Here is a 22341-nt window from a genome sequence, read left to right on the forward strand (position 1 = left end):
GCAAAACCGCTTCTAGCGGTTCAAGCGCAGCGTTTCAAACCTCCACCTCTGGTGGAGGTCATGACTTTATTTCCGGCCATCGATCTTCAGATCTGGTGTTCATTTTCCATCGCGCGTCACGGACATTTCACCGAAAATCCGGGCAATTTCGTTTTGTAGCATTGGCTCCGCCGTGGCGCCGGTAACCCGTGGATTGGCCGGATCGCTCCTTTGCGTCGACAGATTGTTGGCCATTTCCTCCTCGAGGATCCGATCGAATTCGCTGCCGAGAGAACGCGGCTTCGCTGTCTCCGTGTCTGGTGCTTTGGTTGCCGGCTGGGGAGGAGGGGAAACCGGAGCATCGGCCTGGACCGGCTTTTCTGCTGAAGTGGGGGAAAGGACCGCCGGTTCTGTTTTCACAGGGGCAGGCGTCGGGCTGCGGTCCGCGGCCGGTTGGAAGACGCGTCGGCGGGCTGCGTCCAGCGCATCGCTTGCAGCACCTATATCCGGCGCCTTCGATACTTCGGTTGCGCCATTTGTCGGACGGACCGGTTCTGTCATTGGCTGAACCGTGGGAACTGGATCCATGACGACCGGTTCGATGGCGGTAGGCTTCTTCTGACCTTCTTGCGGACGCTTTGCCGCCGCCATCACCGGCTCAAGGGGTTTGATCGGTTCGGCCCGTTGCAATGGCGCGGACTGCGCCTGCGCCTCGGCAGGTGGTATCTTCGGCAGAATTGAAGCTGCCGGCGCAGTGGGCGCAACAGTAACGTCAGGCTTGGCGGCGGCGATGCGACGCTGTGGAGGTGGAGCGTCGAGACGAACATCTGAACTTGCCGCGGATGGCAAAGCGGTGGTCGTTGAGTAGGCAAGCGTTTCGCCATCGCGCGCCGCACCGATGCCGCTTTCAATGACGACATCCGTTGGGCCACCAATCATGACGAGATGTTCCACGTTGTCACGCCTGATCAGAACGATACGACGACGGGCGTCGACCGCTGCCGCGTCCAGCACCTGAAGGCGTGGCTGCCGGTTCTTTCCGCCACGTAGAAAGGGAGAAGGCCCGCTGCGACGGCGAATGAGATAAAGAATGCCGATCAAAAGCAGGAGGCCAATGCCGACGCCAAGCACGGCAATGACCAGGCGGCTCCCGTAGGCAGTCATGAATTCATCCACCATTGTTGTCTTCTACTCCAACTGTTTCAGCAATCTCGACCTGTACGGCAGGAGACTCACCCTATCAGCAGGCCTGAGCGGGCGGCAAGGCATGGATCGAGCAGCAGTGCAAAACACCGCTCTGGCCATCCTGCAGTGCGAGATATGGCCGGAATCAGAAGCGAGACAATGCCGTTGACTGCTTTCTCAACGGGTTTCTTTGCTGCGGCGCTTTTTGCGGCCTCGCCAAATTGCTATGGAAGTTGCTGGATCGATTCCACGTTCGCGCTTTGGCGCGGGTTTGGGCGCGGGTTCGAGAGTGCGAGGTGTGATGACGAAATCGCAGCCGACAGGCAGCATGAATGCGCCGCTGGTGGATCGCGGCAGACGTAGCGGAACCGTTTTGCGGCTGCTTGTGCTTGCGCTGATTCTCGTGGGCGTTTCGATCGCGTTCGTCCTGTTCAAGGAGGCCATGAACAACGAATTCGTCCTGGGTGTTCTTGGCATCCTTGCTATGGTCGGCATCTTCTTTATCGTTTCGTCCATCATTGGTCTCGTGGAGGTGATGCCTCAGAGCCGCTCCGACGAATTTGCAGGTACCTATCTGGCGACCCACCCTGACGGCATTCTGGTGACCGATGAGCGCGGACGAATTCTCTATGCGAACGCGGCGTACGGGCGGCTGACCGGCGCAACCAAGGCTGCCAATGCTCAATCTCTCGAAGCGCTGCTTTCAAAGAACAAGGAAGCGACCGAGGCTCTCTACAGATTGACTGCAGCGTTGCGCGAGGGGCGGGAGAGCCATGAGGAGTTTCGTCTGCTGAAACCGCTCGGACGCAGTTCGGGCAGCGGATCGGGTGCGCACTGGTATCGACTCAAAGCCCGTATTCTCCAGTCCGCCAGCCAGAAGCAGCCCTTCGACGTTTGGCAGCTTTCCGATATTACCGCTGAACGTGACGACCAGGAGCGATTTTTCCGCGAACTTCAGAATGCCATCGACTATCTGGATCACGCCCCTGTGGGCTTCTTCTCTGCGGGCAAGAAAGGTGAGATCTTTTACCTCAATGCAACACTCGCTGAATGGCTTGCTCTCGACCTGACGAAGTTTGCACCCGGTTCGATGAACATTACCGACATTGTCGCGGGCGAGGGGATGGCGCTTATCCAGTCTGTGCAGCCGGGTGCCGGACAGACGCGGACAGAGACGCTTGATCTTGACCTTAGACGCGCGAACGGACAGAGCTTGCCGGTCAGACTGGTGCACAGCGTTTCCTCCATGCGAGACGGTGCTCCGGGCGAGAGCCGGACCATTGTTCTCGACCGGCCGCGAGGAGAGGGCGCCGACGGCTCCGCCTCTGCCATGCGTTTCACACGCTTCTTCAACAATACGCCGATGGCCATCGCGTCGATCGGTGGCGACGGCAAGATCCTGCGCATCAACGCACCATTTCTCCGGCTGTTTGCAGGCGTGGTCTCGCGCGATGATGTCGACCGCGGCGTAACACTTGATGTCATCATCCACGAGGGGGCGCGCGCCGACCTGATGCGTGCGCTGGCGGCAGCCAAGGATCGCCAGGGCGATATTGCGCCGATTGATTGCCGTCATCCGGGTGACGAAGCGCGTCACGTGCGCTTCTACGTCAATGCGGTGATCGACGAGAGCGATGAGGCGCCGGAAGAGGTCGCGATCATCTATGCCGTCGAAACGACCGAGCAGAAAGCGCTCGAGACGCAGATGGCGCAGACGCAAAAGATGAATGCCGTCGGCACCCTCGCCGGTGGCATTGCGCATGATTTCAATAATGTCCTGACGGCCATTCTTCTTTCGTCGGATCATCTGTTGCTGCAGGCGCGTCCATCCGATGCCAGTTTTGCCGATCTCATGGAGATCAAGCGAAATGCAAATCGCGCGGCGGTGCTGGTTCGCCAACTGCTGGCATTCTCACGCAAGCAGACGATGCGCCCGGCCGTTCTCAATCTGACCGACGTTGTCGGTGATCTGCGCATGCTTGTGGATCGCCTGATATCCGGCACCAACGTGAAGCTCGATGTACAATATGGCCGAGATCTCTGGCCGGTGCGGACCGACCTTTCGCAGTTCGAACAGGTTCTGATTAATCTGTGCGTCAACGCGCGCGACGCCATGCCGAGTGGCGGCCAGATCCGCATCAGGACGAGGAATGTTTCGCGGGACGAGGTCGGGAGCTTCGCCAATGCAAGGCTGCCGAACGAGGACTTCGTTCTGGTTGAAGTTTCCGATAATGGGACCGGAATCCCGCCGGAGATCATGGACAAGATCTTCGAGCCATTCTTCACGACGAAAGAGGTGGGCAAGGGAACCGGTCTCGGTCTTTCCATGGTCTACGGCATCGTCAAGCAATCGGGCGGATACATCTATCCGGAATCGGAAGTCGGTGCAGGCACGACCTTCCGCGTCTTCCTTCCCCGCCACATTCCAGACGTTCAGCCAGTCGTTCCGGCTGCGACCGGCTCTGTCGGTGCAACCGCATCCGAAGCGCCGCCGTCCGCAGCTGTATCTGAACAAGCTGCGTCCGCTGCCACCAACGAGAACGTCGATCTCACCGGTAACTCTGCCGTCGTCCTGCTGGTGGAAGATGAGGAGGCGGTACGGCGGGGCGGTAAGCGCATGCTGGAGACGAGGGGCTATACAGTCCATGAGGCCGGGTCCGGAACCGAAGCGCTTGAAATCATGGAAGAGCTTGAGGGCAAGGTCGATATCGTCGTTTCAGACGTCGTCATGCCGGAAATGGATGGGCCTTCCCTTTTGCGAGAATTGCGGAAATCCTATCCGGATCTCAAGTTCATCTTTGTTTCCGGTTACGCGGAAGACGCGTTCGCCAAGAACCTTCCGGCCGATGCGAAGTTTGGTTTCCTGCCGAAGCCCTTCTCGCTGAAGCAACTGGCTGTCGCCGTGCGGGAAATGCTCGATCGGAATGACTGAGAACAAAAAGTGACTGGAACAAACGGCGTACGCTAAATTAGCATAGAACGCATAGTGAACAATATCGCGTTTGTTTATGGTTGTCAGGCTCTTAGCTGGGGCTTGCCAAATGAGAACAAAATAGGTACAAATGATTCATCGGCTGGTTCGTTATGAGCCCTGCTGCTTAACCCATAGGTGAATCATGGCTCAGAATTCGTTGCGGCTCGTAGAGGATAAGTCAGTGGATAAAAGTAAGGCGTTGGAGGCAGCACTTTCTCAGATCGAACGATCCTTTGGTAAGGGTTCGATCATGAAGCTCGGTGCCAACGAAAGTGTGGTCGAAATCGAGACGGTCTCGACAGGTTCGCTGAGTCTGGATATTGCGCTGGGAATTGGTGGTCTGCCCAAGGGACGCATCATCGAAATCTATGGCCCGGAAAGTTCCGGTAAAACCACGCTGGCGCTGCAGACAATCGCAGAAGCTCAGAAAAAGGGCGGTGTTTGTGCTTTCGTAGATGCTGAACACGCTCTTGATCCGGTCTATGCGCGCAAGCTGGGTGTCGATCTCCAGAACCTTCTGATCTCGCAGCCTGACACGGGCGAACAGGCACTTGAAATCACTGACACGCTGGTTCGCTCCGGTGCAGTTGATGTTCTGGTCGTCGATTCGGTTGCTGCTCTGACGCCGCGTGCGGAAATTGAAGGCGAAATGGGTGACAGCCTCCCTGGCTTGCAGGCGCGCCTGATGAGCCAGGCTTTGCGCAAGCTGACTGCTTCGATTTCCCGCTCCAACTGCATGGTCATCTTCATCAACCAGATCCGCATGAAGATCGGCGTCATGTTTGGTTCGCCCGAAACCACGACAGGTGGCAATGCGCTGAAGTTCTATGCATCGGTTCGTCTCGACATCCGTCGTATCGGCGCGGTCAAGGAGCGGGAAGAGGTTGTGGGCAACCAGACCCGCGTGAAGGTTGTCAAGAACAAGATGGCACCTCCCTTCAAGCAGGTTGAGTTCGACATCATGTACGGCGAAGGCGTGTCCAAGACCGGTGAGCTTGTTGACCTGGGTGTGAAGGCGGGTATCGTCGAAAAGTCGGGCGCCTGGTTCTCTTACAACAGCCAGCGCCTCGGGCAGGGTCGCGAGAACGCCAAGACGTTCCTTCGCGAGAATCCGGAACTGGCGCGCGAGATCGAGACCGCACTTCGCCAGAACGCCGGTCTGATAGCCGATCGCTTCCTCCAGAATGGTGGGCCGGACAGCAATGCTGACGACGGTGATCCGGATGCATGATGCATCACTTGCGGTGATTGGATGATCATCTGAATGGCTGCGTGGTGTAAACCGCGTGGCCATTTTCTTGTTAAGCTGGACAGCATTCAGCGAGAACGTTAAAAGCCAAAAGCTTTGAAAGATGGGGACCGCGATTGGCGGTATAGAAGGGTTTTGCATGAGTGGCGTGAATGATATCCGGTCGACCTTCCTCGACTATTTCCGGAAGAACGGTCACGAAATTGTTTCGTCGAGCCCGCTGGTGCCGCGTAATGACCCAACCCTCATGTTCACCAATGCCGGCATGGTGCAGTTCAAGAACGTATTCACCGGACTTGAGACGAGACCGTACACGACAGCTTCGACCTCCCAAAAGGTCGTGCGCGCTGGCGGCAAGCATAACGACCTTGATAATGTCGGCTATACGGCGCGCCATCTTACTTTCTTTGAAATGCTCGGCAATTTTTCGTTCGGCGACTACTTCAAGGAACGCGCGATCGAACTTGCGTGGAACCTGGTTACCAAGGGATTTGACCTTCCGAAGGATCGTCTGCTGGTGACCGTCTATGCAGATGATGATGAGGCAGCGTCGCTTTGGAAGAAGATCGCCGGTTTCTCGGATGACAAGATCATCCGTATCCCGACTTCGGACAATTTCTGGCAGATGGGCGATACCGGCCCTTGCGGCCCTTGCTCTGAAATCTTTATCGATCAGGGCGAACATGTATGGGGCGGCCCTCCGGGTTCCCCGGAAGAGGACGGCGACCGCTTCCTTGAGTTCTGGAACCTCGTCTTCATGCAGTTCGAGCAGACGGCGCCGGGTGAGCGTACACCTCTGCCACGTCCGTCTATCGATACCGGTCTCGGTCTCGAGCGCATGGCCTGCATCCTCCAGGGTGTGCAGAGCGTGTTCGAAACCGATCTCTTCAAGACCCTGATTTCCGCAACGGAAGATGTTGTCGGCGCCAAGGCTGAAGGTGATCAGGCCGCAAGTTTCCGTGTCATTGCCGATCACTTACGCTCGTCGGCGTTCCTGATTGCCGACGGTGTTCTGCCTTCGAACGAGGGTCGCGGTTATGTTTTGCGTCGCATCATGCGTCGCGGCATGCGCCACATGCAGTTGCTCGGCGCGCGCGAGCCGTTGATGTACAAGCTTCTTCCCGCTTTGGTGGGTGAGATGGGGCGTGCCTATCCCGAACTCAATCGGGCCGAGGCCCTGATTTCCGAGACTCTGAAGCTGGAGGAATCGAAGTTCCGCACCACGCTGGCGCGCGGTCTTTCGCTTCTGTCAGATGCGACCGAGACCCTGCACAAGGGTGACTCGCTTGACGGTGAGACCGCATTCAAGCTCTACGATACCTATGGTTTCCCGCTCGATCTGACGCAGGATGCGCTGCGTGCACGTGGGATTGGCGTCGATCTGACGGGTTTCAACGATGCGATGCAGCGGCAGAAGGCGGAGGCACGTGCCAACTGGGCGGGTTCCGGCGAAAAAGCGACGGAAGGCGTGTGGTTCGAGCTGAAGGAAAAGTTCGGCGCGACCGAATTCCTTGGCTACGACACGGAAGCTGCCGAGGGCGTTGTTCAGGCAATCGTTCGTGACGGCGTTGCAATCGACAAGGCGAATGCGGGCGAGAAGGTTCAGATCGTCGTCAACCAGACGCCATTCTATGGCGAATCCGGTGGCCAGATGGGGGACACCGGTGTCATCTCCTCCGATAATGCCAAGGTGACCGTGACGGATACGCAGAAGAAGGGCGAGGGCCTGTTCGTGCATTCGGCGACGATTGGCGATGGTAGTCTGAAGGTTGGGGATGCAGTTGCTCTGACGGTTGATCACAGCCGTCGGTCACGGCTGCGGGCAAACCACTCTGCGACGCACCTGCTTCATGAGGCGCTGCGCGAGGTTCTCGGCACCCATGTGGCTCAGAAGGGATCTTTGGTCGCGCCGGAGCGCCTGCGCTTTGACGTCTCACATCCAAAGCCGATGTCGGCGGAGGAATTGCAGCGGGTCGAGGATATGGCCAATGCCATCATCCTGCAGAATGCACCGGTAACGACGCGTCTGATGAGCGTGGATGACGCAATCGCAGAAGGAGCGATGGCGCTCTTTGGCGAAAAATACGGTGAGGAAGTACGCGTCGTTTCCATGGGAACGGGTATTGAAGGCAGCAAGGCCGGAAAGGCCTATTCTGTCGAACTGTGCGGCGGCACCCATGTGTCAGCGACTGGCGATATCGGTCTGGTCCGAGTTCTTGGCGAAAGCGCGGTCGGTTCCGGCGTGCGCCGTGTCGAGGCGGTCACCGGTGAGGGCGCGCGCGCCTATCTGGCTGAGCAGGATGAACGCGTTAAGGCACTGGCAGGCTTGCTTAAAGTTCAGCCAAACGATGTGTTCTCGCGTGTTGAAGCCCTGATGGATGAGCGCAAGAAGCTCGAGAAGGAACTGGCGGATGCCCGCCGCAAGCTTGCCATGGGTGGATCCCAGGGGGCGGCTGCTCCAGAGGCTCGTGAGATCAATGGTGTGAAGTACCTCGGCAAGGCGGTCATGGGTGTTGATGCCAAGGACCTGAAGGGTCTCGTGGACGATGCCAAATCCACGCTTGGCTCTGGCGTTGTTCTGCTGATCGCTGTCAGTCAAGATGGCAAGGCAAGCGCAGTGGTTGGTGTGACCGAGGATCTGACGCAGCGCCTCAGCGCTGTCGACCTCGTGCGCGTGGCTTCGGCCAGCCTTGGTGGCAAGGGTGGTGGCGGACGTGCGGATATGGCGCAGGCCGGTGGTCCGGATGGCAGCCAGGCAGATGCGGCGATCGAAGCAGTCGCTGTGGCAATTTCGGGCTGATGTGACAATGACGGAGCCCGGTTTCGGAGCCGGGCTCAATTTCTGGGAGAAGACTGTGACGCTGGCAACGCCGATTGACGATCTGAATGAGGCGGCTGACGTTGAGAACTCTTTTCCCAACGATCTCTATGCGCATGCGCCGCAGACGACGGCTTTCAACAAGTTGCGCAAGCGGCTCTTGCGTCAGGTTCGTCAGGCGCTTGAAGATTTCAATATGCTTGGCTCCCAAAGGCGTTGGCTTATCGGCCTGTCGGGAGGCAAGGATTCCTATTCGCTGCTGGCGCTCCTGATGGATCTCAAATGGCGCGGCCTGCTGCCGGTCGAACTCATCGCCTGCAATCTCGATCAGGGACAGCCGAATTTCCCCAAGCATATCTTGCCCGAATATCTCAAGGGTATCGATGTGCCACATCGCATCGAATACCGGGATACCTATTCGGTTGTCAAAGAGAAGGTGCCTGAAGGCGCGACCTACTGTTCGCTCTGTTCCAGGCTGCGGCGCGGCAACCTGTATCGCATTGCCCGCGAGGAAGGCTGTGACGCGCTGGTTCTCGGTCATCACCGGGATGATATCCTGGAAACCTTCTTCATGAATCTCTTTCACGGCGGGCGTTTGGCAGCGATGCCAGCAAAGCTCCTGAATGATGAGGGAGATCTATTCGTGTTAAGGCCGCTGGCCTATTGCGCCGAAGAGGATCTGGCGAAGTTCGCTGCCGCCATGCAGTTTCCGATTATTCCCTGCGATCTCTGCGGCTCACAGGATGGTTTGCAACGCAATGCCATGAAACAGATGCTCACGACCATGGAAGTGCAGATGCCCGGCCGCAAGGACCGCATGCTGCGGGCGCTATCGCACGTCAACCCCTCCCACTTGCTGGACCCGTCCCTGTTTGACTTCGCGGGTCTGACGCCTTCCCCCAAGAGTTGAGGTCATTCATGCCCGTTGATATTAGTGTACTTGCGGATGTTCTGAGACAGGCCGCAAAAAGCGAAATCGTGCCTCGTTTCCGGCGGTTGGAGGCGCATGATGTGCGTCGTAAATCCGAGGCTTCCGATCTTGTGACAGAGGCGGACGAGAGTGCAGAGCGCTTCATCAAGGCAGAGGTTGAGCGTCTGGTACCACAGGCACTCTTCATCGGCGAGGAAACTGTCGCGTCAGACCCGGACCTTCTGGGAAAGCTGAAAGATGCAGAGCTGGCCGTCATTGTCGATCCGGTGGATGGCACTTTCAATTTCGCCAGCGGCATTCCGGCGTTCGGCGTTATGGCGTCAGTTGTCTACAAAGGTGAGGCTGTTGCGGGCATCATCTATGACCCGATGAGTGATGACTGGGTCATGGCTGAGAAGGGCAGTGGCGCATTCATGCGCAGGCCGGACGGGCAGGCAACGCGTCTCGCTGTGGCAGCGGCCAAGCCACTGGAGCAAATGTACGGGATGGCTTCGGGCGCTTACTTCTTCGACGAGGAGCGGCTGCGTGTATTGACCAACCTCGCCAAGGTTCGCTTTTTCGCCAGCTACCGATGCTCGGCGCAAGAGTATCGGACGATTGCGAGCGGTCACGTGGACTTCGTTATCTACAACAAGCTGATGCCTTGGGACCATGTGGCTGGTTCGTTGATTGTGCAGGAAGCGGGTGGTCACGTCGCAAAATTTGACGGTTCGCCCTACAAGCCTTCCGAGTTTTCGGGTGGTCTTCTGGCGTCCACGAGCCGCGAAAGCTGGGAGATCCTGCGCCGGGAGATCATCGGCTGATTGATCGACAGTTCAAGCGAGCACGGCGCCGATAGAGCGCCGGAGCTTTCCGTTCAAGATCAGATTCTGGGATTGTGCTGCTGGAAGAGTTTCCCCTTCTCGGCGATCAGCACAAAGATGAGCCCGATGATGGAGACACTGAAGAACCCGGCCACCATGGGCAATGCAGTTCCGTTAAAAGCCTGACCGATGACGGCACCGATGGCGGCACCACCAATCGTGCTCATGAAGCCGAGGACGGCCGAGGCTGTGCCAGCCACATGCCCCAATGGTTCCATCGCCAGCGAGTTGAAATTCGCGCCGATCCAGCCAAATTGGAACATGGCGAGGGCAAAAAACGAGAGAAACAGCAGAAACGGCATCGGTTCCGTGCTCAGCACCTGCACGAGCAGCCAGACGAAGGTCACCAGTATAAAGCCGAGCAGCGAGCCGTGCGAGAGCTTGCGCATTCCAAAGCGACCTACAAGCCGGGCATTGATGAACGAGGCCAGCGACATGAAGGCAGCAACGGCCGCAAACGCCACCGGGAACCACGGTCCCAGCCCATATATGCCCACGTAGATCTGCTGAGCCGAGTTGATGAAGCCGAAGAGCGCCCCGAAGATGAAGGTTGCGGATATGGTGTAGCACAGCGCAACGCGGTTGGTGAGAACGATGCGGAAGCCGCCTAGGATAGAACTCAGGGTAAGAGGACGTACATCCTCTTTAGCCAAAGTTTCAGGAAGGCGAAGCGTCATCCAAGCAAGGATCATACCAGCCATGATCGCGATGAACAGGAAGATCAGATGCCAATTGCCGCCCAGCATGATCAATTGCCCGGTTCCTGGTGCTATGATCGGCACGATCATGAACACCATCATGATCAGCGACATGACTTCCGCCATTGACCGGCCTCCGAAGACATCGCGGACGATGGAGACAGTGATGACGCGCGTTGATGCCGCGCCGGCACCCTGAATGAAGCGAAGCATGAGCAGCATGCCGAATGATGGCACGATCACGATCAGCAAAGAGCACAGGATGTAGACCGAGAGCCCGAAAATCATGGGTGCACGCCGCCCAAACCGATCCGAGATCGGGCCATACAGCAATTGGGCAAAGCCAAACCCGAACAGATAGGAAGACACGATGAACTGACGTTCATTGACATCTGCGACTTGAAGATCCGCTCCAATTTCCTGAAGCGCAGGCAACATGATGTCGATAGCCAGGGCATTTAGTGCCATCAGCATTGCCATCATGGCTATGAACTCTTGCTTTCCAATGCCTTTGAGGCTTGAAGGCGCGGTCTTGGTCGCAGGTTTCACGCAAAAATTCCCACAAATGAAAAGGCGCCGCATTCCAGCGGCGCCTCAAACTTGAAAGTCAGCCAGCGAAGCTGGTTGAGGCCCGTTTAGGCTGCGCCGCGAACGGCGATGCCCTGATCCTGAAAATGGGTCTGGAGTTCGCCAGACTGGAACATTTCGCGGACAATGTCGCAGCCGCCGACAAATTCACCCTTGATGTAGAGCTGGGGAATTGTTGGCCAGTTGGAATAATCCTTGATGCCCTGGCGGATTTCCGCGTCGGCCAGCACGTTGATGCCTTTGTAGTCCACGCCGAGATAATCGAGAATCTGGACAACCTGGCCCGAAAAACCGCATTGCGGGAACTGAGGCGTGCCCTTCATGAAAAGCACGACATCATTGCCCTTCACTTCGCTGTCGATCAGCTCATGAATACCGCTCATGATTGATTTCCTTCTCTCACCTGGAGTCAAGGTCCAGATATTATGGGTTGCTTATTATCACGAAACCTGACGGAAGCCAGCGGCAAAATACGACTGGAACTATGATTTCGCGTGATGGGTTTATTCACAGATTGGAATAAAGCTTAGTCCGGTGCGGAGGTCTGAAGCGCGAGAGCATGCAGGACGCCGCCCATGTTACCCTTCAGGGCTTCATAGACCATCTGGTGCTGCTGCACACGGCTTTTGCCGCGAAAAGCTTCCGCAACCACTTCGGCGGCATAGTGATCACCGTCACCTGCCAGATCCCGGATCGTGACTTTGGCACCCGGGATCCCAGCTTTGATCATGTCTTCGATTTCACCGGGGCGCATAGGCATCTGGTCGTCCTTCCTAGTTAGGTATGGTTGTTTTCGACCAGACTGCCAAATTTCACCGGATTCTCAAAGCCTCTTGATACTGCTCACGCCATAAAGGTGGGGAACCAGTCCTCGTGAGCATCAACAAGACGTGTAACCTCGACGTTCACCAGATCATCGACCTGAAGAGCGGTGCCACCGACGTTACCAAGTTGGCGGAACGGGACACCTGCGGACTCTGCACTTGCGCAGACGAAGTTCGCCAGGTCGGCCGGAACTGCGATGACATAGCGCGCCTGATCTTCTCCGAAAAGGAGGGCGTGCGGCAAGCCTTTGCATTCTCCCAGCGAGATCTTGGCTCCCTTCTTTGAGGCCATCGCCATTTCCGCCAAGGCAAGCAGCAAACCGCCGGAAGAAATGTCGTGGCATGCGGTAACCTGGCTGTTTCTGATCAGGCCGCGTACGAAATCGCCGTGGCGGCGCTCGGCCTTCAGGTCAACCTCAGGAGCCGGACCTTCCGTGGAGCCGACAATGTCGCGGAGATAGATGGATGAGCCCAGATGCGAACCATCGATGCCGATCATGATCAGCACGTCACCATCTTTGGCAGTTCCGATCCTGGCCATCTTCGACCAGTCAGGCAACAGGCCAACGCCGGCGATGGTCGGTGTAGGCAGGATCGCCACGCCATTGGTCTCGTTGTAAAGCGAGACGTTGCCGGAAACGATTGGGAAGTCGAGGGCGCGGCAGGCTTCGCCAATGCCCTGAATGGCACCAACCAGCTGGCCCATGATTTCCGGTTTCTCCGGATTGCCAAAGTTCAGGTTATCCGTCGCGGCCAGAGGCTCGGCGCCCGTGGCGGTGATGTTGCGCCAGCATTCGGCCACTGCCTGCTTGCCGCCCTCGATGGGATCGGCTTCGACATAGCGCGGTGTAACGTCCGAGGAGAATGCCAGAGCCTTGCTGGCATGGCCTTCCACACGCACAACACCTGCGTCTCCACCCGGCAGCTGAAGGGAATTGCCCTGGATCAGCGTATCATACTGCTCATAAACCCAGCGACGGCTCGACTGGTTGGGTGAGCCGACGAGCTTCAACAGTGCGTCGTTGTAATCGGCGGGAGCGGCAACCTTATCGGCGGGCAGTGCAGGCCGCGTCACGGATGGCTGCCATGGACGGTCATATTCCGGTGCTTCGTCACCCAGTTCCTTGATGGGCAGGTTCGCGACTTCCTCGCCCTCATGAAGAATGCGAAAACGGAGGTCATCCGTCGTTTTACCCACGATTGCGAAATCCAACCCCCACTTGACGAAGATCGCCTTCGCAACTTCTTCCTTTTCGGGACGAAGAACCATGAGCATACGCTCCTGGCTTTCGGACAGCATCATTTCGTATGCCGTCATCCGTTCCTCGCGGACCGGAACCTTATCGAGATCAAGCTCAATACCCAGATCGCCCTTGGCGCCCATTTCAACAGCAGAACAGGTCAAACCAGCAGCGCCCATATCCTGAATGGCAATAACTGCGCCGGTCGCCATCAATTCGAGGCAGGCTTCGAGCAGGCACTTTTCCGTGAAGGGATCGCCGACCTGTACGGTGGGGCGCTTTTCTTCGATCGATTCGTCGAATTCTGCGGAGGCCATAGTGGCACCACCGACGCCGTCGCGACCGGTTTTCGCGCCGAGATAGACAACAGGAAGACCTACACCTTCTGCCTTGGAGTAGAAGATCGCGTCGCTCTTGGCGAGACCGGCTGCGAAGGCATTGACCAGAATGTTGCCATTGTAGCGGGAATCGAACTCCACTTCGCCGCCGACGGTCGGAACGCCGAAGGAGTTACCATAGCCGCCGACGCCGGATACAACGCCCGATACGAGGTGGCGGGTTTTGGGATGATCCGGTGCGCCGAACCGAAGGGCATTCATGGCGGCAATGGGTCTCGCGCCCATGGTGAAGACATCGCGCAGGATGCCGCCAACGCCGGTTGCGGCGCCTTGGTACGGCTCGATGTAGGAGGGATGGTTATGACTTTCCATCTTGAAGACGACGCAGTCACCGTCATCGATGTCTACCACACCAGCATTCTCGCCAGGGCCCTGAATGACGCGCGGCCCCTTGGTCGGCAGCGTGCGCAGCCAGCGCTTGGAAGACTTGTAAGAGCAATGTTCATTCCACATTGCAGAAAAGATGCCGAGTTCGGTGAAGGTCGGTTCGCGGCCGATCAAGTCAAGAATGCGCTGATATTCATCAGGCTTCAGTCCGTGGGCAGCAACAAGTTCTGGTGTAATGGCGATCTGGTTCGGAATAGTCATCGTCTTCCCTACAGGCGGTCCGGGCTGGCGTCTCTTTATCCTAGAAGAATGATGGGCGCGACAGGAAATTTCCTGCCACGCCCATATGATTCACTTCGAATGCGCATGTCTGTGAGTCACACCTAAGATGTGCGGTTCAGCGACCAGTTGGCGGGCTAGAACTTGTAGCCGACAAGCACGCCTGCGCGCGTGACGCCGCTGTTCCAATCGCCGCAAAGCCCGGCATGGGACGAGTGCTCGACCTGAGCCACCACGCGCCAGTGGTCGTTAATGTTTACGCCAGCCGCCATGTATTCATGAAACAAAGCATGGCAACCGAGATACGGACCGCGTCCACCGTCAAACCGAAGCTTGCCATCATTCACGCTGCCTCCAAAGCCTGCTTCAAGGAAGAAACGCTCATTGAGATCAAAGGTCCAGGAAAAGCCGGCATAGGCCTGATTGGTTTCGCCAGCGGTACTGATGTCAGCACCGACATGGACACGGGGGCTGGTGAGCTTCTGCCATCCTTGTGCATTGTCATGATCCCAGGGATCGAAGAACAGCATGCCGGTAACGAAGAATCCTTTCTCGTCGTTGCTATAGGTATTGTCGATCGCGCCATAGGCTCCGAAGCGGGCTTCGTCGAAGATGGGGCCGGCTCCAGAGGCGATTGCGGTGTCTGCCGCCATCACCGGCGAACACAGTGCAAGCAGAATGGCAGTTGTCCCGATCAGGCTCGAAACCAGCTTTTGCTGCATAGGTCTACCGCCCCTGTGGCCGCCTTCAGCGAGGCAGCGAATCTCTCTGGAGGTAGATTAGGCGTTAGTTAACTATAGCAGCAAGCAGCCTTAAACGAACCGGAGTCCCGCTCGCGCGATTGTTCTCGAAGATCACATTTTTGCCACAACCGGGATGGTGACTCAGCAGTTTTTGCCGCCATTCGCCCAGCGCACGACATCCTGCTTGATGCGGGCACCTTGCGGGCCATCGACAAGCGGGCCAAATGCGTCCAGTCGAGCAGGATTTCCCTCCGCCTGAACGACGAGAAGTGGTCTCGATTCGGGGCTGTGGCGCGGCACCGCCAGAATGCGGGGGCGCCCGGAGAAGGAATTCAGTTCGGGCGCGAGACGATAATCCTTGAAGGCTGCGTCTCCCGATTTGAACCAGCAGGAATTCGCCGCGAGCGCTACCCTTTCCATGGTGGGCAGCGCCGCCCGGTTCTGGGGCTGAGGCTGTTGACGATCGGACTGACAGGCCGAGAGCGCTGTTGCTGCCAGAATTGTCACGATACCGACCGTCAAATTGTGCATATGTCTTCTCGATATTCCTGGCGGTTGATCAGGCGGCCGCGACGACTTCGAGCGCCGAGGCGAAGATGCCGCGTCCATCATTGCCACCATGGGCGGCTTCGATGAGATTTTCCGGGTGTGGCATCATGCCAAGCACATTGCCCCGCTTGTTCACGACGCCAGCGATATCCGACAGAGAGCCGTTGGGGTTGGTGCCTTCGGCATAGCGGAAGACAATCTGATTGTTGTCTTCGAGTGACTTGAGTGTTTCGCTTTCCACGAAATAGTTGCCATCATGGTGGGCTACCGGGCAGCGGATGATCTGGCCCGTCTCGTAGGCGCGCGTGAAATCCGTATCGGCATTGACGACCTCAAGCTTGATTTCCTTGCAGACAAACTTCAGGGACGCGTTGCGCATCAGTGCGCCGGGGAGCATGCCAGCCTCGACAAGGATCTGAAAGCCGTTGCAGACGCCCAGTACCTTTACGCCAGCTTCAGCCTTGCGACGGATGGCTTCCATGACGGGCATGCGTGCCGCGATCGCCCCGCAGCGCAGATAGTCGCCGTAGGAGAAGCCGCCGGGAATGACGATTAGATCCACATCCGGGATATCCGTTTCTGTTTGCCATACGGCGACTGGTGCCTGACCGGAGATGCGCGTGAGAGCTGCAATCATGTCACGGTCGCGGTTCAGACCGGGCAATTGAACGACGGCGGATTTCATGGGCTTGACCTCAACAGGCTTCGCGCAGAAGCGGTTTTCTGAAAATTTCCGTGGTGCGGGCTGTCATTGACTGAAGCCCGCACAAAATTCTCTCGGCGCGATCGAAACCGCCCGACGATTGTATCAGACCAGGCTGATCGAGTAGTTCTCGATTACAGTGTTGGCCAGAAGCTTGTCGCACATGGCTTTGATTTGTTCTTCGGCCTTCGCACGATCGCCGGTTTCGACCTCGAGATCGAATACCTTGCCCTGCCGAACCTGATTTACACCTTCGAAACCGAGGCTTCCGAGCGCACCTTCAATGGCCTTGCCCTGCGGGTCCAGAACACCGTTCTTCAAAGTGACGGTAACACGTGCCTTGATCACTGCTTGCTCCCTGACGGCTTACTGTACGAGAACCGGACCCGTTCCGCGGATCGGCTCGTTTTCGTTGATGATTCCCAGACGGCGCGCAACTTCGGAATAGGCCTCCAGAAGGCCGCCCAGATCCCGGCGGAAGCGATCCTTATCCATTTTCTCCCTGGTTTCGATGTCCCAGAGACGGCAGCTGTCCGGCGAAATCTCATCTGCCAGAATGATGCGCATCATGTCGCCTTCGAACAGGCGTCCGCATTCGATCTTGAAATCGATCAGCTGGATGCCAACACCAAGGAAGAGACCGGACAGGAAGTCGTTGACGCGAATGGCAAGAGCCATGATGTCGTCCAGTTCCGCAGGATTTGCCCATCCGAAAGCAGTGATGTGCTCTTCGGAAACCATGGGATCTGCAAGGGCATCGGACTTGTAGTAGAACTCGATGATCGAACGGGGCAGGACAGTGCCTTCCTCGATGCCCAGTCGCTCCGACAGTGATCCGGCCGCGACATTGCGGACAACGATCTCTAGTGGAATGATTTCCACTTCGCGGATCAACTGCTCACGCATGTTGAGGCGGCGGATGAAATGGGTAGGGATGCCAATCTTGTTCAGATGGGTAAAGATATACTCTGAAATACGATTGTTGAGCACACCCTTGCCATCGATCACCTCATGCTTCTTCTTATTGAAGGCGGTGGCATCGTCCTTGAAGAACTGAATCAGCGTGCCCGGTTCCGGGCCTTCATAAAGGATCTTAGCCTTGCCTTCGTAAATACGGCGGCGACGGTTCATGACATCTTGTCTCGTTGTTCGTGCGCATTGTGATGCGCTGTGGAATAGGATTGAGCGGTCCCATAACGGAAATTGTCTCGTTTCACAATGCGCGTGGATGGAGAACCGTTCTGTTGATCGTCAATTGGAAGCATTTATTCACCGTGCCGTTACACGCTTCCGCAAATATTGGTGTGCATCATTCCATCAGCCTTCAATAATTCGCTTTTGAACGAAGGGCTGAAACAGGGGATGTTGATGATTACGATGCGTGACCGCGCGCAAGCGCTCGAAATGAAATATACCCAGGAACAGACTTGGCTTTTTCGCGCGGAAGCGCGACGAAACAAGCTGATCGGCCTTTGGGCGGCAGAAACCATGGGGGCGCAGGATCCTTTGGGCTATGCAACCAATCTTGCGGAATGGGGTGTCGAGCATCCCACTGATGTTCAGCTTATCGACAGATTGCGGCAAGACTTTACTGCTGCCAATGTCGTTTTGAATGAAGACGAAATCACATCGCGCATGCATGCACTCCTGATCGAAATCCTTGATGAGATGCGCAGCTGACAAACATGTCCGAGGCAATGGGAACGTTGCCTCGGCTTCCGATTCTACGTCAGCGATATACCGCTGCGTCGAACACTGCATGGCGTCCCTTGCCGCTGTGCTTGGCCTCGTAGAGCGCCGTGTCCGCATCAAGCAAAATCTGATGACCGTTGATGGATGGGCCTGATGCGTAGGCCACGCCGATGCTGGCACCGAAGTGGCAAAGCGTGTCTCCATATCTATAAGGCTTGCTCATCGCCGTAATGATCCTGTCCGCCAGTATGGAAAGTCTGTCGGTTGTTCCCGCAAAGGGCACGAGTACTACGAACTCATCGCCGCCTGCTCGCGCGACGAAGTTTCTCGCGCCCGCAATTTGCCGCAACTCTCCCGCGACGTGGTAGAGGACTGCATCACCCACACTGTGGCCGAAGCCATCATTGATCTGCTTGAAGCCATCAAGATCAATATGTAGCAGACCGAGGCTGCGATTTTTAAGGCTGCAGCTTTTCGACAACTGATCCAGCGCCAGATCCAGATAGCGACGGTTTGGCAGTCCCGTCAGATAATCGTGAAGTGCATTGTGCTCGATCTGATCGCGCGTTGCTTCCAGCTCTGCATTGCGCGCCTCGGCGAGGCTTTTTGCTCTTTCCAGTTCCTGCTGCAGCAGAACGTCATTCGTGACGTCCCAATTGGCGCCAACCAGCTTCAAATGACCATCAACGTCGGTAAACGTCATGCTGCAGCTCTTGATGATGCGCTCTTCGCCACCCGCAAGAGTGACTCGATAGCGATCCCAAAAGCACCCCTCTCGGCCGTCATGCGCGATGACATTGGCCAGCACGCGCTCCCGATCCTCCGGGTGGAGAAAGCTCTCCCATGTCACGCCGAGACGAATCTTCTCGCCTTTGGGAACCCCGAAGATTTCGAACATGCGGACATCCCAGTCCACTTCGCCGGCCGTCAAATCCGCTTCGAAGACGCCCACGCCGGAAATGGCGAGCGCCATCTCGAGGCGGCGCGCAACTTTGGCGGCACGGTGTTCGGCGTCCTTACGTTGCGTGATGTCGTTGTCTGTGCCGACGACGCGCATGGCGCGTCCATTTTCGTCACGATCAATGCAGGCGCCGCGACATTCAATCCATACCCAGTGGCCGTCCTTGTGACGCTCGCGGTATTCGAAGACCTGGAAAGCGGGATCTCCGGCCTCCTGGCGCTCCATGGCATGAAGCGTGAAGGCGCGGTCGTCCGGATGAACCAGATTGAGCCAGGCTTCTTTGGAGGCGGGCAGGGGATCGCCAGGCGAAAGTCCGCGGATCCACCGCCAGATTGGCGAATAATACTTGCGACCTGCCCGATAATCGTGGTCCCAGACGCCGGATTCCGAACTGACAAGCGCGCTGTTCCAACGCGTTTCGCGTGCGACGAGATCATCGACCATGAGTTTGTCGTCGGTGAAATCGACAAGTTGCACCATAAGCAAGGTTGCATTCGGTGCCAGATCAAGTCGAAACGGGCTGACGAAGGCTTTCGCCCATCGAATGCTCCCGTCGTTCATCGGAACGCGAATCAGTGTCGAGCGCGTGGTTTCGGATGAAGTTTCTGCCGGCCTCTCCGCAAGCAGTGTCGAAACACTGACAAGATCGTCGCTATGGATGAGAGAGGTCAGATCCGAGACACTGCGTGCAACCCACTGCTGTTTGAAAGCCTGATTCGCGTGAACGAAGCGACCGGCTCCCGGCTCAACAACAGCTGTTGGCAGAGGAAGAGTATCGATGCAGGTGATATATGCGGCCAATTCCCCCTGTTTAGGAGAAACGGCCATCGTTTCAGGTTTCATCCGCAGCCAGCCATTGCGTCGATGCTTTTACAAACGTTAGCAAGTGCGTATTAAGCGTCTCTTAACGTAACGCGTATCCTTGGTTGTAAATGCGAAAGGCGCGAATGCGGCATCTGTCAGGGCTTCAGGTTCGCCAGAAACTTGGCAAAAACCATCGTACCTTCCGGCCAGGGACCGTGACCCGACTCCGCGTTGATATGGCCCGACTCACCGGCATCGATCAGCAGCGAACCCCAGGCATTGCTGATGTCGTCAGCATGATCGTAGCTGCCGAACGGGTCGTTGCGGCTTGCAATCGTTAGCGATGGGAACGGCAGAGGATCGCGAGGGTAGGGTCCGAATGTCATCAGATGCTTCGGACGGATCTCCGGATTGGTAACATCGGGCGGTGCAACGAGAAAGGCGCCCGCGACCTTCTTGCGGAAATGAGGAATCGCATGAATGGCCGTCGGAACGCCTAGCGAATGGGCTACAATCACGACCGGACGCGTTGCGGAATTCACTTCCTCGACAATGCGCGCAACCCAGTCCGCGCGAACGGGCTTCGACCATTCGGCCTGTTCCACGCGCCGCGCCGTCTGCAGTCGGCTTTGCCATCGGGTTTGCCAATGTTCTGGCCCGGAATTCGTGTAGCCGGGAACAATAAGAATATCTGCGTCTGATGCTTTCATGGCCCCTTAATTGCGACTGACGAGCGGATGCGTCAAGTCCGGATCGGAGACGTTTTTTGTTTTAATTTATTACTGTTCCGGATGAAATTGTTATGTTAGCCTCTTGTTGGGAATGAAGCTCACACTTCGAGGAGGAAAGTATGAAGTCAGTCATTTTCATGAGTGCGTCCTGCCTGACAGTTTTGGCTGCAACTGATGCCGCCTATGCTTTGACTTGTGCAGACCTGCCGAAGGGGGAGAGCTTTGTGGCAGGCTTCAGCGTAACAGAGGCAGTTGCGACACTTGCGACCGAAGAGGTGCCAGTTGCGCATTGCATCGTTCGTGGCTCGACCGGACAGCGAACAGGTGTAGACGGCAAGAGCTATGCGATCCGTTTCGAGCTGCGACTGCCAGACACCTGGAACGGACGTTTCGTTCACCAGTTCAACGGCGGCAATGATGGGACCGTGGTTCCAGCCCTCGGCCCTGTCATGGGCGGAGACAAGAAACAGACGGCACTATCTCGCGGCTATGCGGTGGTTTCCAGTGATGCAGGCCATGACGGAAAGGCGTATGCGGAACGGGGAATCGCTGGTGGAGCTGCTTTCGGCTTTGATCCACAAGCACGCATTGATTACGGTTACGGCGCGGTTGCCACGCTGCAACCGTTGGCGCGGGCGGCGGTCGAGAAGTATTACGGAAAGCCTGTGGCCTTTGCCTATGGCATGGGTTCATCCAACGGCGGACGGCATGCATTGGTTGCCGCGTCCCGCATGCCTGCGGCCTTTGACGGTCTGCTCGCCGGATATCCTGGATTGAATTTGCCGAAGGCAGCGATCCAGCATGCCTGGGACGTGCAGACATGGGCTGGCCTGAACTCCGACATTTCCAAGGCCTTTTCCCGAGACGACATGAACCTTCTGGCCAAAGGTATTCTCGCAGCGTGCGATATGACTGACGGCGTGAAGGACGGCATCGTTTCGAATGCAGATGCCTGCGAGACAGTGTTCAAGCCGCAGGCGCTTCAATGCGCCAAGGAAGGCGACAAGGAGTGCCTGACGCCTGCGCAGGTTGCCGCACTGGTAAAAATTCAGGGCGGGCCGAAGAACAGCAAAGGTGAAAATCTCTATAGTTCCTGGACCTGGGATCCTGGCATGGCTTCCAACAACTGGCGCGGCTGGAAAATCGAGAGCGGAAACGATGCGTGGGGTCGCAAGCCTATCATCGGTGTTCAGGGTGCTTCTTCGCTGGCACAGATCTTTACCACACCCCCTGTGAAGGTCGGCGGCACTCCAGATGAACTGCAGCAATTTTTGCTCAAATTCGATTTTGACAAGGACGCCCCGAAAATCTTCGCATCGGATGCGACCTTCACGGAGTCCTCGGTGCAATTCATGATCCCGCCGGGGTCCGACAACCCAGACCTGAAGGCCTTCAGGGATGCGGGGCACAAGATGATCGTGTTCCACGGAAATGCGGATCCGGTGTTCTCGGTCGTTGATACCGTGAACTGGTACAAGAAACTCGACCAGAACAACGGCGGCAAAGCCTCCGAATTCGCCCGTCTATACCGAATTCCCGGCATGCCCCATGGCGCTGGTGGGCCATCCTACGACGACTTTGATTTCTTCTCGCCGCTGGTGGCGTGGGTGGAGCAGGGGAAAAAGCCCGAGAGTGTTGCTGCGGGTGTCACGCCCGGAAACAAGGAAGCAGCGCATCTGGCCGGGTCGAAGTATCTCTACTGCCCCTATCCAGGCTTGACTGCGGCATCTGGCAATACCGATGCCAAAGATGAGGCCCGTTACATCTGCAAATGATGGATAGGTAAAAATTCAGCCGGGGTTGT

General features: G+C 57.1%; 19 protein-coding genes. 7 read left to right on the forward strand and 12 right to left on the reverse strand.

Features of this window, described 5'->3' with window-relative positions; translation table 11 throughout:
* Positions 1-99: 99 nt before the first annotated feature.
* The gene (locus E8M78_RS04110; RefSeq protein WP_246658216.1) at positions 100-1143 is read right to left on the reverse strand and encodes a flagellar biosynthetic protein FliO; all 1044 of its coding nucleotides are present in this window, start codon (positions 1141-1143) and stop codon (positions 100-102) included.
* A gap of 322 nt (positions 1144-1465) precedes the next feature.
* Here E8M78_RS04110 and E8M78_RS04115 point away from each other — a divergent pair, with 322 nt between their 5' ends.
* From E8M78_RS04115 to E8M78_RS04135, 5 genes are all read left to right on the forward strand, one after another.
* Entirely contained in the window at positions 1466-4096 is a 2631-nt protein-coding gene (locus E8M78_RS04115; RefSeq protein ID WP_137133853.1) for a PAS domain-containing sensor histidine kinase, read from the forward strand.
* Between the two features lie 184 nt (positions 4097-4280).
* Positions 4281-5369 carry a recombinase RecA gene (gene recA / locus E8M78_RS04120; protein ID WP_137133854.1) on the forward strand — a complete coding sequence of 363 codons (1089 nt, stop codon included), beginning with the start codon at positions 4281-4283 and terminating at the stop codon, positions 5367-5369.
* Positions 5370-5526: 157 nt separating this feature from the next.
* The gene (gene alaS, locus E8M78_RS04125) at positions 5527-8187 is read left to right on the forward strand and encodes an alanine--tRNA ligase (protein ID WP_137133855.1); all 2661 of its coding nucleotides are present in this window, start codon (positions 5527-5529) and stop codon (positions 8185-8187) included.
* 55 nt (positions 8188-8242) lie between these two features.
* The gene (gene ttcA, locus E8M78_RS04130; protein WP_246658229.1) at positions 8243-9115 is read left to right on the forward strand and encodes a tRNA 2-thiocytidine(32) synthetase TtcA; all 873 of its coding nucleotides are present in this window, start codon (positions 8243-8245) and stop codon (positions 9113-9115) included.
* Between the two features lie 8 nt (positions 9116-9123).
* Positions 9124-9939: an inositol monophosphatase gene (locus E8M78_RS04135; RefSeq protein ID WP_137133857.1), complete on the forward strand. Its 816-nt coding sequence runs from the start codon at positions 9124-9126 to the stop codon at positions 9937-9939.
* A 59-nt stretch (positions 9940-9998) separates the two neighbouring features.
* Here E8M78_RS04135 and E8M78_RS04140 read toward each other — a convergent pair whose 3' ends face one another.
* The 9 genes from E8M78_RS04140 to purC all read right to left on the reverse strand — a co-directional run bounded on the left by E8M78_RS04140 (position 9999) and on the right by purC (position 17480).
* On the reverse strand, positions 9999-11204 hold the full coding sequence (locus E8M78_RS04140; RefSeq protein ID WP_170973319.1) for a multidrug effflux MFS transporter: 1206 nt from the start codon (positions 11202-11204) through the stop codon (positions 9999-10001).
* A gap of 128 nt (positions 11205-11332) precedes the next feature.
* Positions 11333-11668: a Grx4 family monothiol glutaredoxin gene (gene grxD, locus E8M78_RS04145; RefSeq protein WP_137133859.1), complete on the reverse strand. Its 336-nt coding sequence runs from the start codon at positions 11666-11668 to the stop codon at positions 11333-11335.
* 143 nt (positions 11669-11811) lie between these two features.
* Positions 11812-12045, reverse strand: coding sequence for a BolA family transcriptional regulator (locus tag E8M78_RS04150; RefSeq protein ID WP_137133860.1), 234 nt, complete (start codon positions 12043-12045; stop codon positions 11812-11814).
* Positions 12046-12128: 83 nt separating this feature from the next.
* A complete protein-coding gene (gene purL / locus E8M78_RS04155; RefSeq protein ID WP_137133861.1) occupies positions 12129-14336 on the reverse strand; it encodes a phosphoribosylformylglycinamidine synthase subunit PurL in 2208 nt (735 codons plus the stop codon).
* 155 nt (positions 14337-14491) lie between these two features.
* Complete coding sequence (locus E8M78_RS04160) at positions 14492-15076, reverse strand: acyloxyacyl hydrolase (protein ID WP_137133862.1); 585 nt, start codon at positions 15074-15076, stop codon at positions 14492-14494.
* A gap of 162 nt (positions 15077-15238) precedes the next feature.
* Complete coding sequence (locus tag E8M78_RS04165; protein ID WP_137133863.1) at positions 15239-15628, reverse strand: hypothetical protein; 390 nt, start codon at positions 15626-15628, stop codon at positions 15239-15241.
* 28 nt (positions 15629-15656) lie between these two features.
* A complete protein-coding gene (purQ, locus tag E8M78_RS04170; protein ID WP_137133864.1) occupies positions 15657-16331 on the reverse strand; it encodes a phosphoribosylformylglycinamidine synthase subunit PurQ in 675 nt (224 codons plus the stop codon).
* 123 nt (positions 16332-16454) lie between these two features.
* Positions 16455-16697 (reverse strand): phosphoribosylformylglycinamidine synthase subunit PurS, encoded by a 243-nt coding sequence (gene purS, locus E8M78_RS04175; protein WP_137133865.1) that lies wholly within the window; start codon positions 16695-16697, stop codon positions 16455-16457.
* A gap of 18 nt (positions 16698-16715) precedes the next feature.
* On the reverse strand, positions 16716-17480 hold the full coding sequence (gene purC, locus E8M78_RS04180; RefSeq protein WP_062554317.1) for a phosphoribosylaminoimidazolesuccinocarboxamide synthase: 765 nt from the start codon (positions 17478-17480) through the stop codon (positions 16716-16718).
* 237 nt (positions 17481-17717) lie between these two features.
* On the opposite strand from purC, the gene E8M78_RS04185 reads away from it, so the two are divergent.
* Positions 17718-18029 carry a DUF1476 domain-containing protein gene (locus E8M78_RS04185; RefSeq protein ID WP_170973312.1) on the forward strand — a complete coding sequence of 104 codons (312 nt, stop codon included), beginning with the start codon at positions 17718-17720 and terminating at the stop codon, positions 18027-18029.
* Between the two features lie 49 nt (positions 18030-18078).
* Here the strand turns inward: E8M78_RS04185 and E8M78_RS04190 are convergent, their stop codons facing one another.
* Together E8M78_RS04190 and E8M78_RS04195 are read right to left on the reverse strand one after the other, a co-directional pair.
* Positions 18079-19845, reverse strand: coding sequence for a diguanylate cyclase (locus tag E8M78_RS04190; RefSeq protein WP_137133867.1), 1767 nt, complete (start codon positions 19843-19845; stop codon positions 18079-18081).
* 116 nt (positions 19846-19961) lie between these two features.
* Positions 19962-20516: an alpha/beta hydrolase gene (locus tag E8M78_RS04195; protein ID WP_137133868.1), complete on the reverse strand. Its 555-nt coding sequence runs from the start codon at positions 20514-20516 to the stop codon at positions 19962-19964.
* Between the two features lie 140 nt (positions 20517-20656).
* On the opposite strand from E8M78_RS04195, the gene E8M78_RS04200 reads away from it, so the two are divergent.
* Entirely contained in the window at positions 20657-22312 is a 1656-nt protein-coding gene (locus E8M78_RS04200; protein ID WP_137133869.1) for a tannase/feruloyl esterase family alpha/beta hydrolase, read from the forward strand.
* Positions 22313-22341 lie beyond the last annotated feature (29 nt).

Source organism: Rhizobium sp. FKY42, assembly GCF_005222835.1.
GTDB lineage: Bacteria > Pseudomonadota > Alphaproteobacteria > Rhizobiales > Rhizobiaceae > Neorhizobium.

Bases quoted from the DNA above. Each gene is read 5' to 3' on its own strand.
- purL (WP_137133861.1), bottom strand. From the start codon at position 14,336: ATGACTATTCCGAACCAGATCGCCATTACACCAGAACTTGTTGCTGCC.
- purC (WP_062554317.1), bottom strand. From the start codon at position 17,480: ATGAACCGTCGCCGCCGTATTTACGAAGGCAAGGCTAAGATCCTTTAT.
- E8M78_RS04165 (WP_137133863.1), bottom strand. From the start codon at position 15,628: ATGCACAATTTGACGGTCGGTATCGTGACAATTCTGGCAGCAACAGCG.
- E8M78_RS04190 (WP_137133867.1), bottom strand. From the start codon at position 19,845: ATGAAACCTGAAACGATGGCCGTTTCTCCTAAACAGGGGGAATTGGCC.
- E8M78_RS04200 (WP_137133869.1), top strand. From the start codon at position 20,657: ATGAAGTCAGTCATTTTCATGAGTGCGTCCTGCCTGACAGTTTTGGCT.
- E8M78_RS04135 (WP_137133857.1), top strand. From the start codon at position 9,124: ATGCCCGTTGATATTAGTGTACTTGCGGATGTTCTGAGACAGGCCGCA.
- E8M78_RS04195 (WP_137133868.1), bottom strand. From the start codon at position 20,516: ATGAAAGCATCAGACGCAGATATTCTTATTGTTCCCGGCTACACGAAT.
- E8M78_RS04110 (WP_246658216.1), bottom strand. From the start codon at position 1,143: ATGACTGCCTACGGGAGCCGCCTGGTCATTGCCGTGCTTGGCGTCGGC.
- purQ (WP_137133864.1), bottom strand. From the start codon at position 16,331: ATGAAATCCGCCGTCGTTCAATTGCCCGGTCTGAACCGCGACCGTGAC.
- recA (WP_137133854.1), top strand. From the start codon at position 4,281: ATGGCTCAGAATTCGTTGCGGCTCGTAGAGGATAAGTCAGTGGATAAA.
- E8M78_RS04115 (WP_137133853.1), top strand. From the start codon at position 1,466: ATGACGAAATCGCAGCCGACAGGCAGCATGAATGCGCCGCTGGTGGAT.
- alaS (WP_137133855.1), top strand. From the start codon at position 5,527: ATGAGTGGCGTGAATGATATCCGGTCGACCTTCCTCGACTATTTCCGG.
- E8M78_RS04150 (WP_137133860.1), bottom strand. From the start codon at position 12,045: ATGCCTATGCGCCCCGGTGAAATCGAAGACATGATCAAAGCTGGGATC.
- E8M78_RS04185 (WP_170973312.1), top strand. From the start codon at position 17,718: ATGATTACGATGCGTGACCGCGCGCAAGCGCTCGAAATGAAATATACC.
- grxD (WP_137133859.1), bottom strand. From the start codon at position 11,668: ATGAGCGGTATTCATGAGCTGATCGACAGCGAAGTGAAGGGCAATGAT.
- E8M78_RS04160 (WP_137133862.1), bottom strand. From the start codon at position 15,076: ATGCAGCAAAAGCTGGTTTCGAGCCTGATCGGGACAACTGCCATTCTG.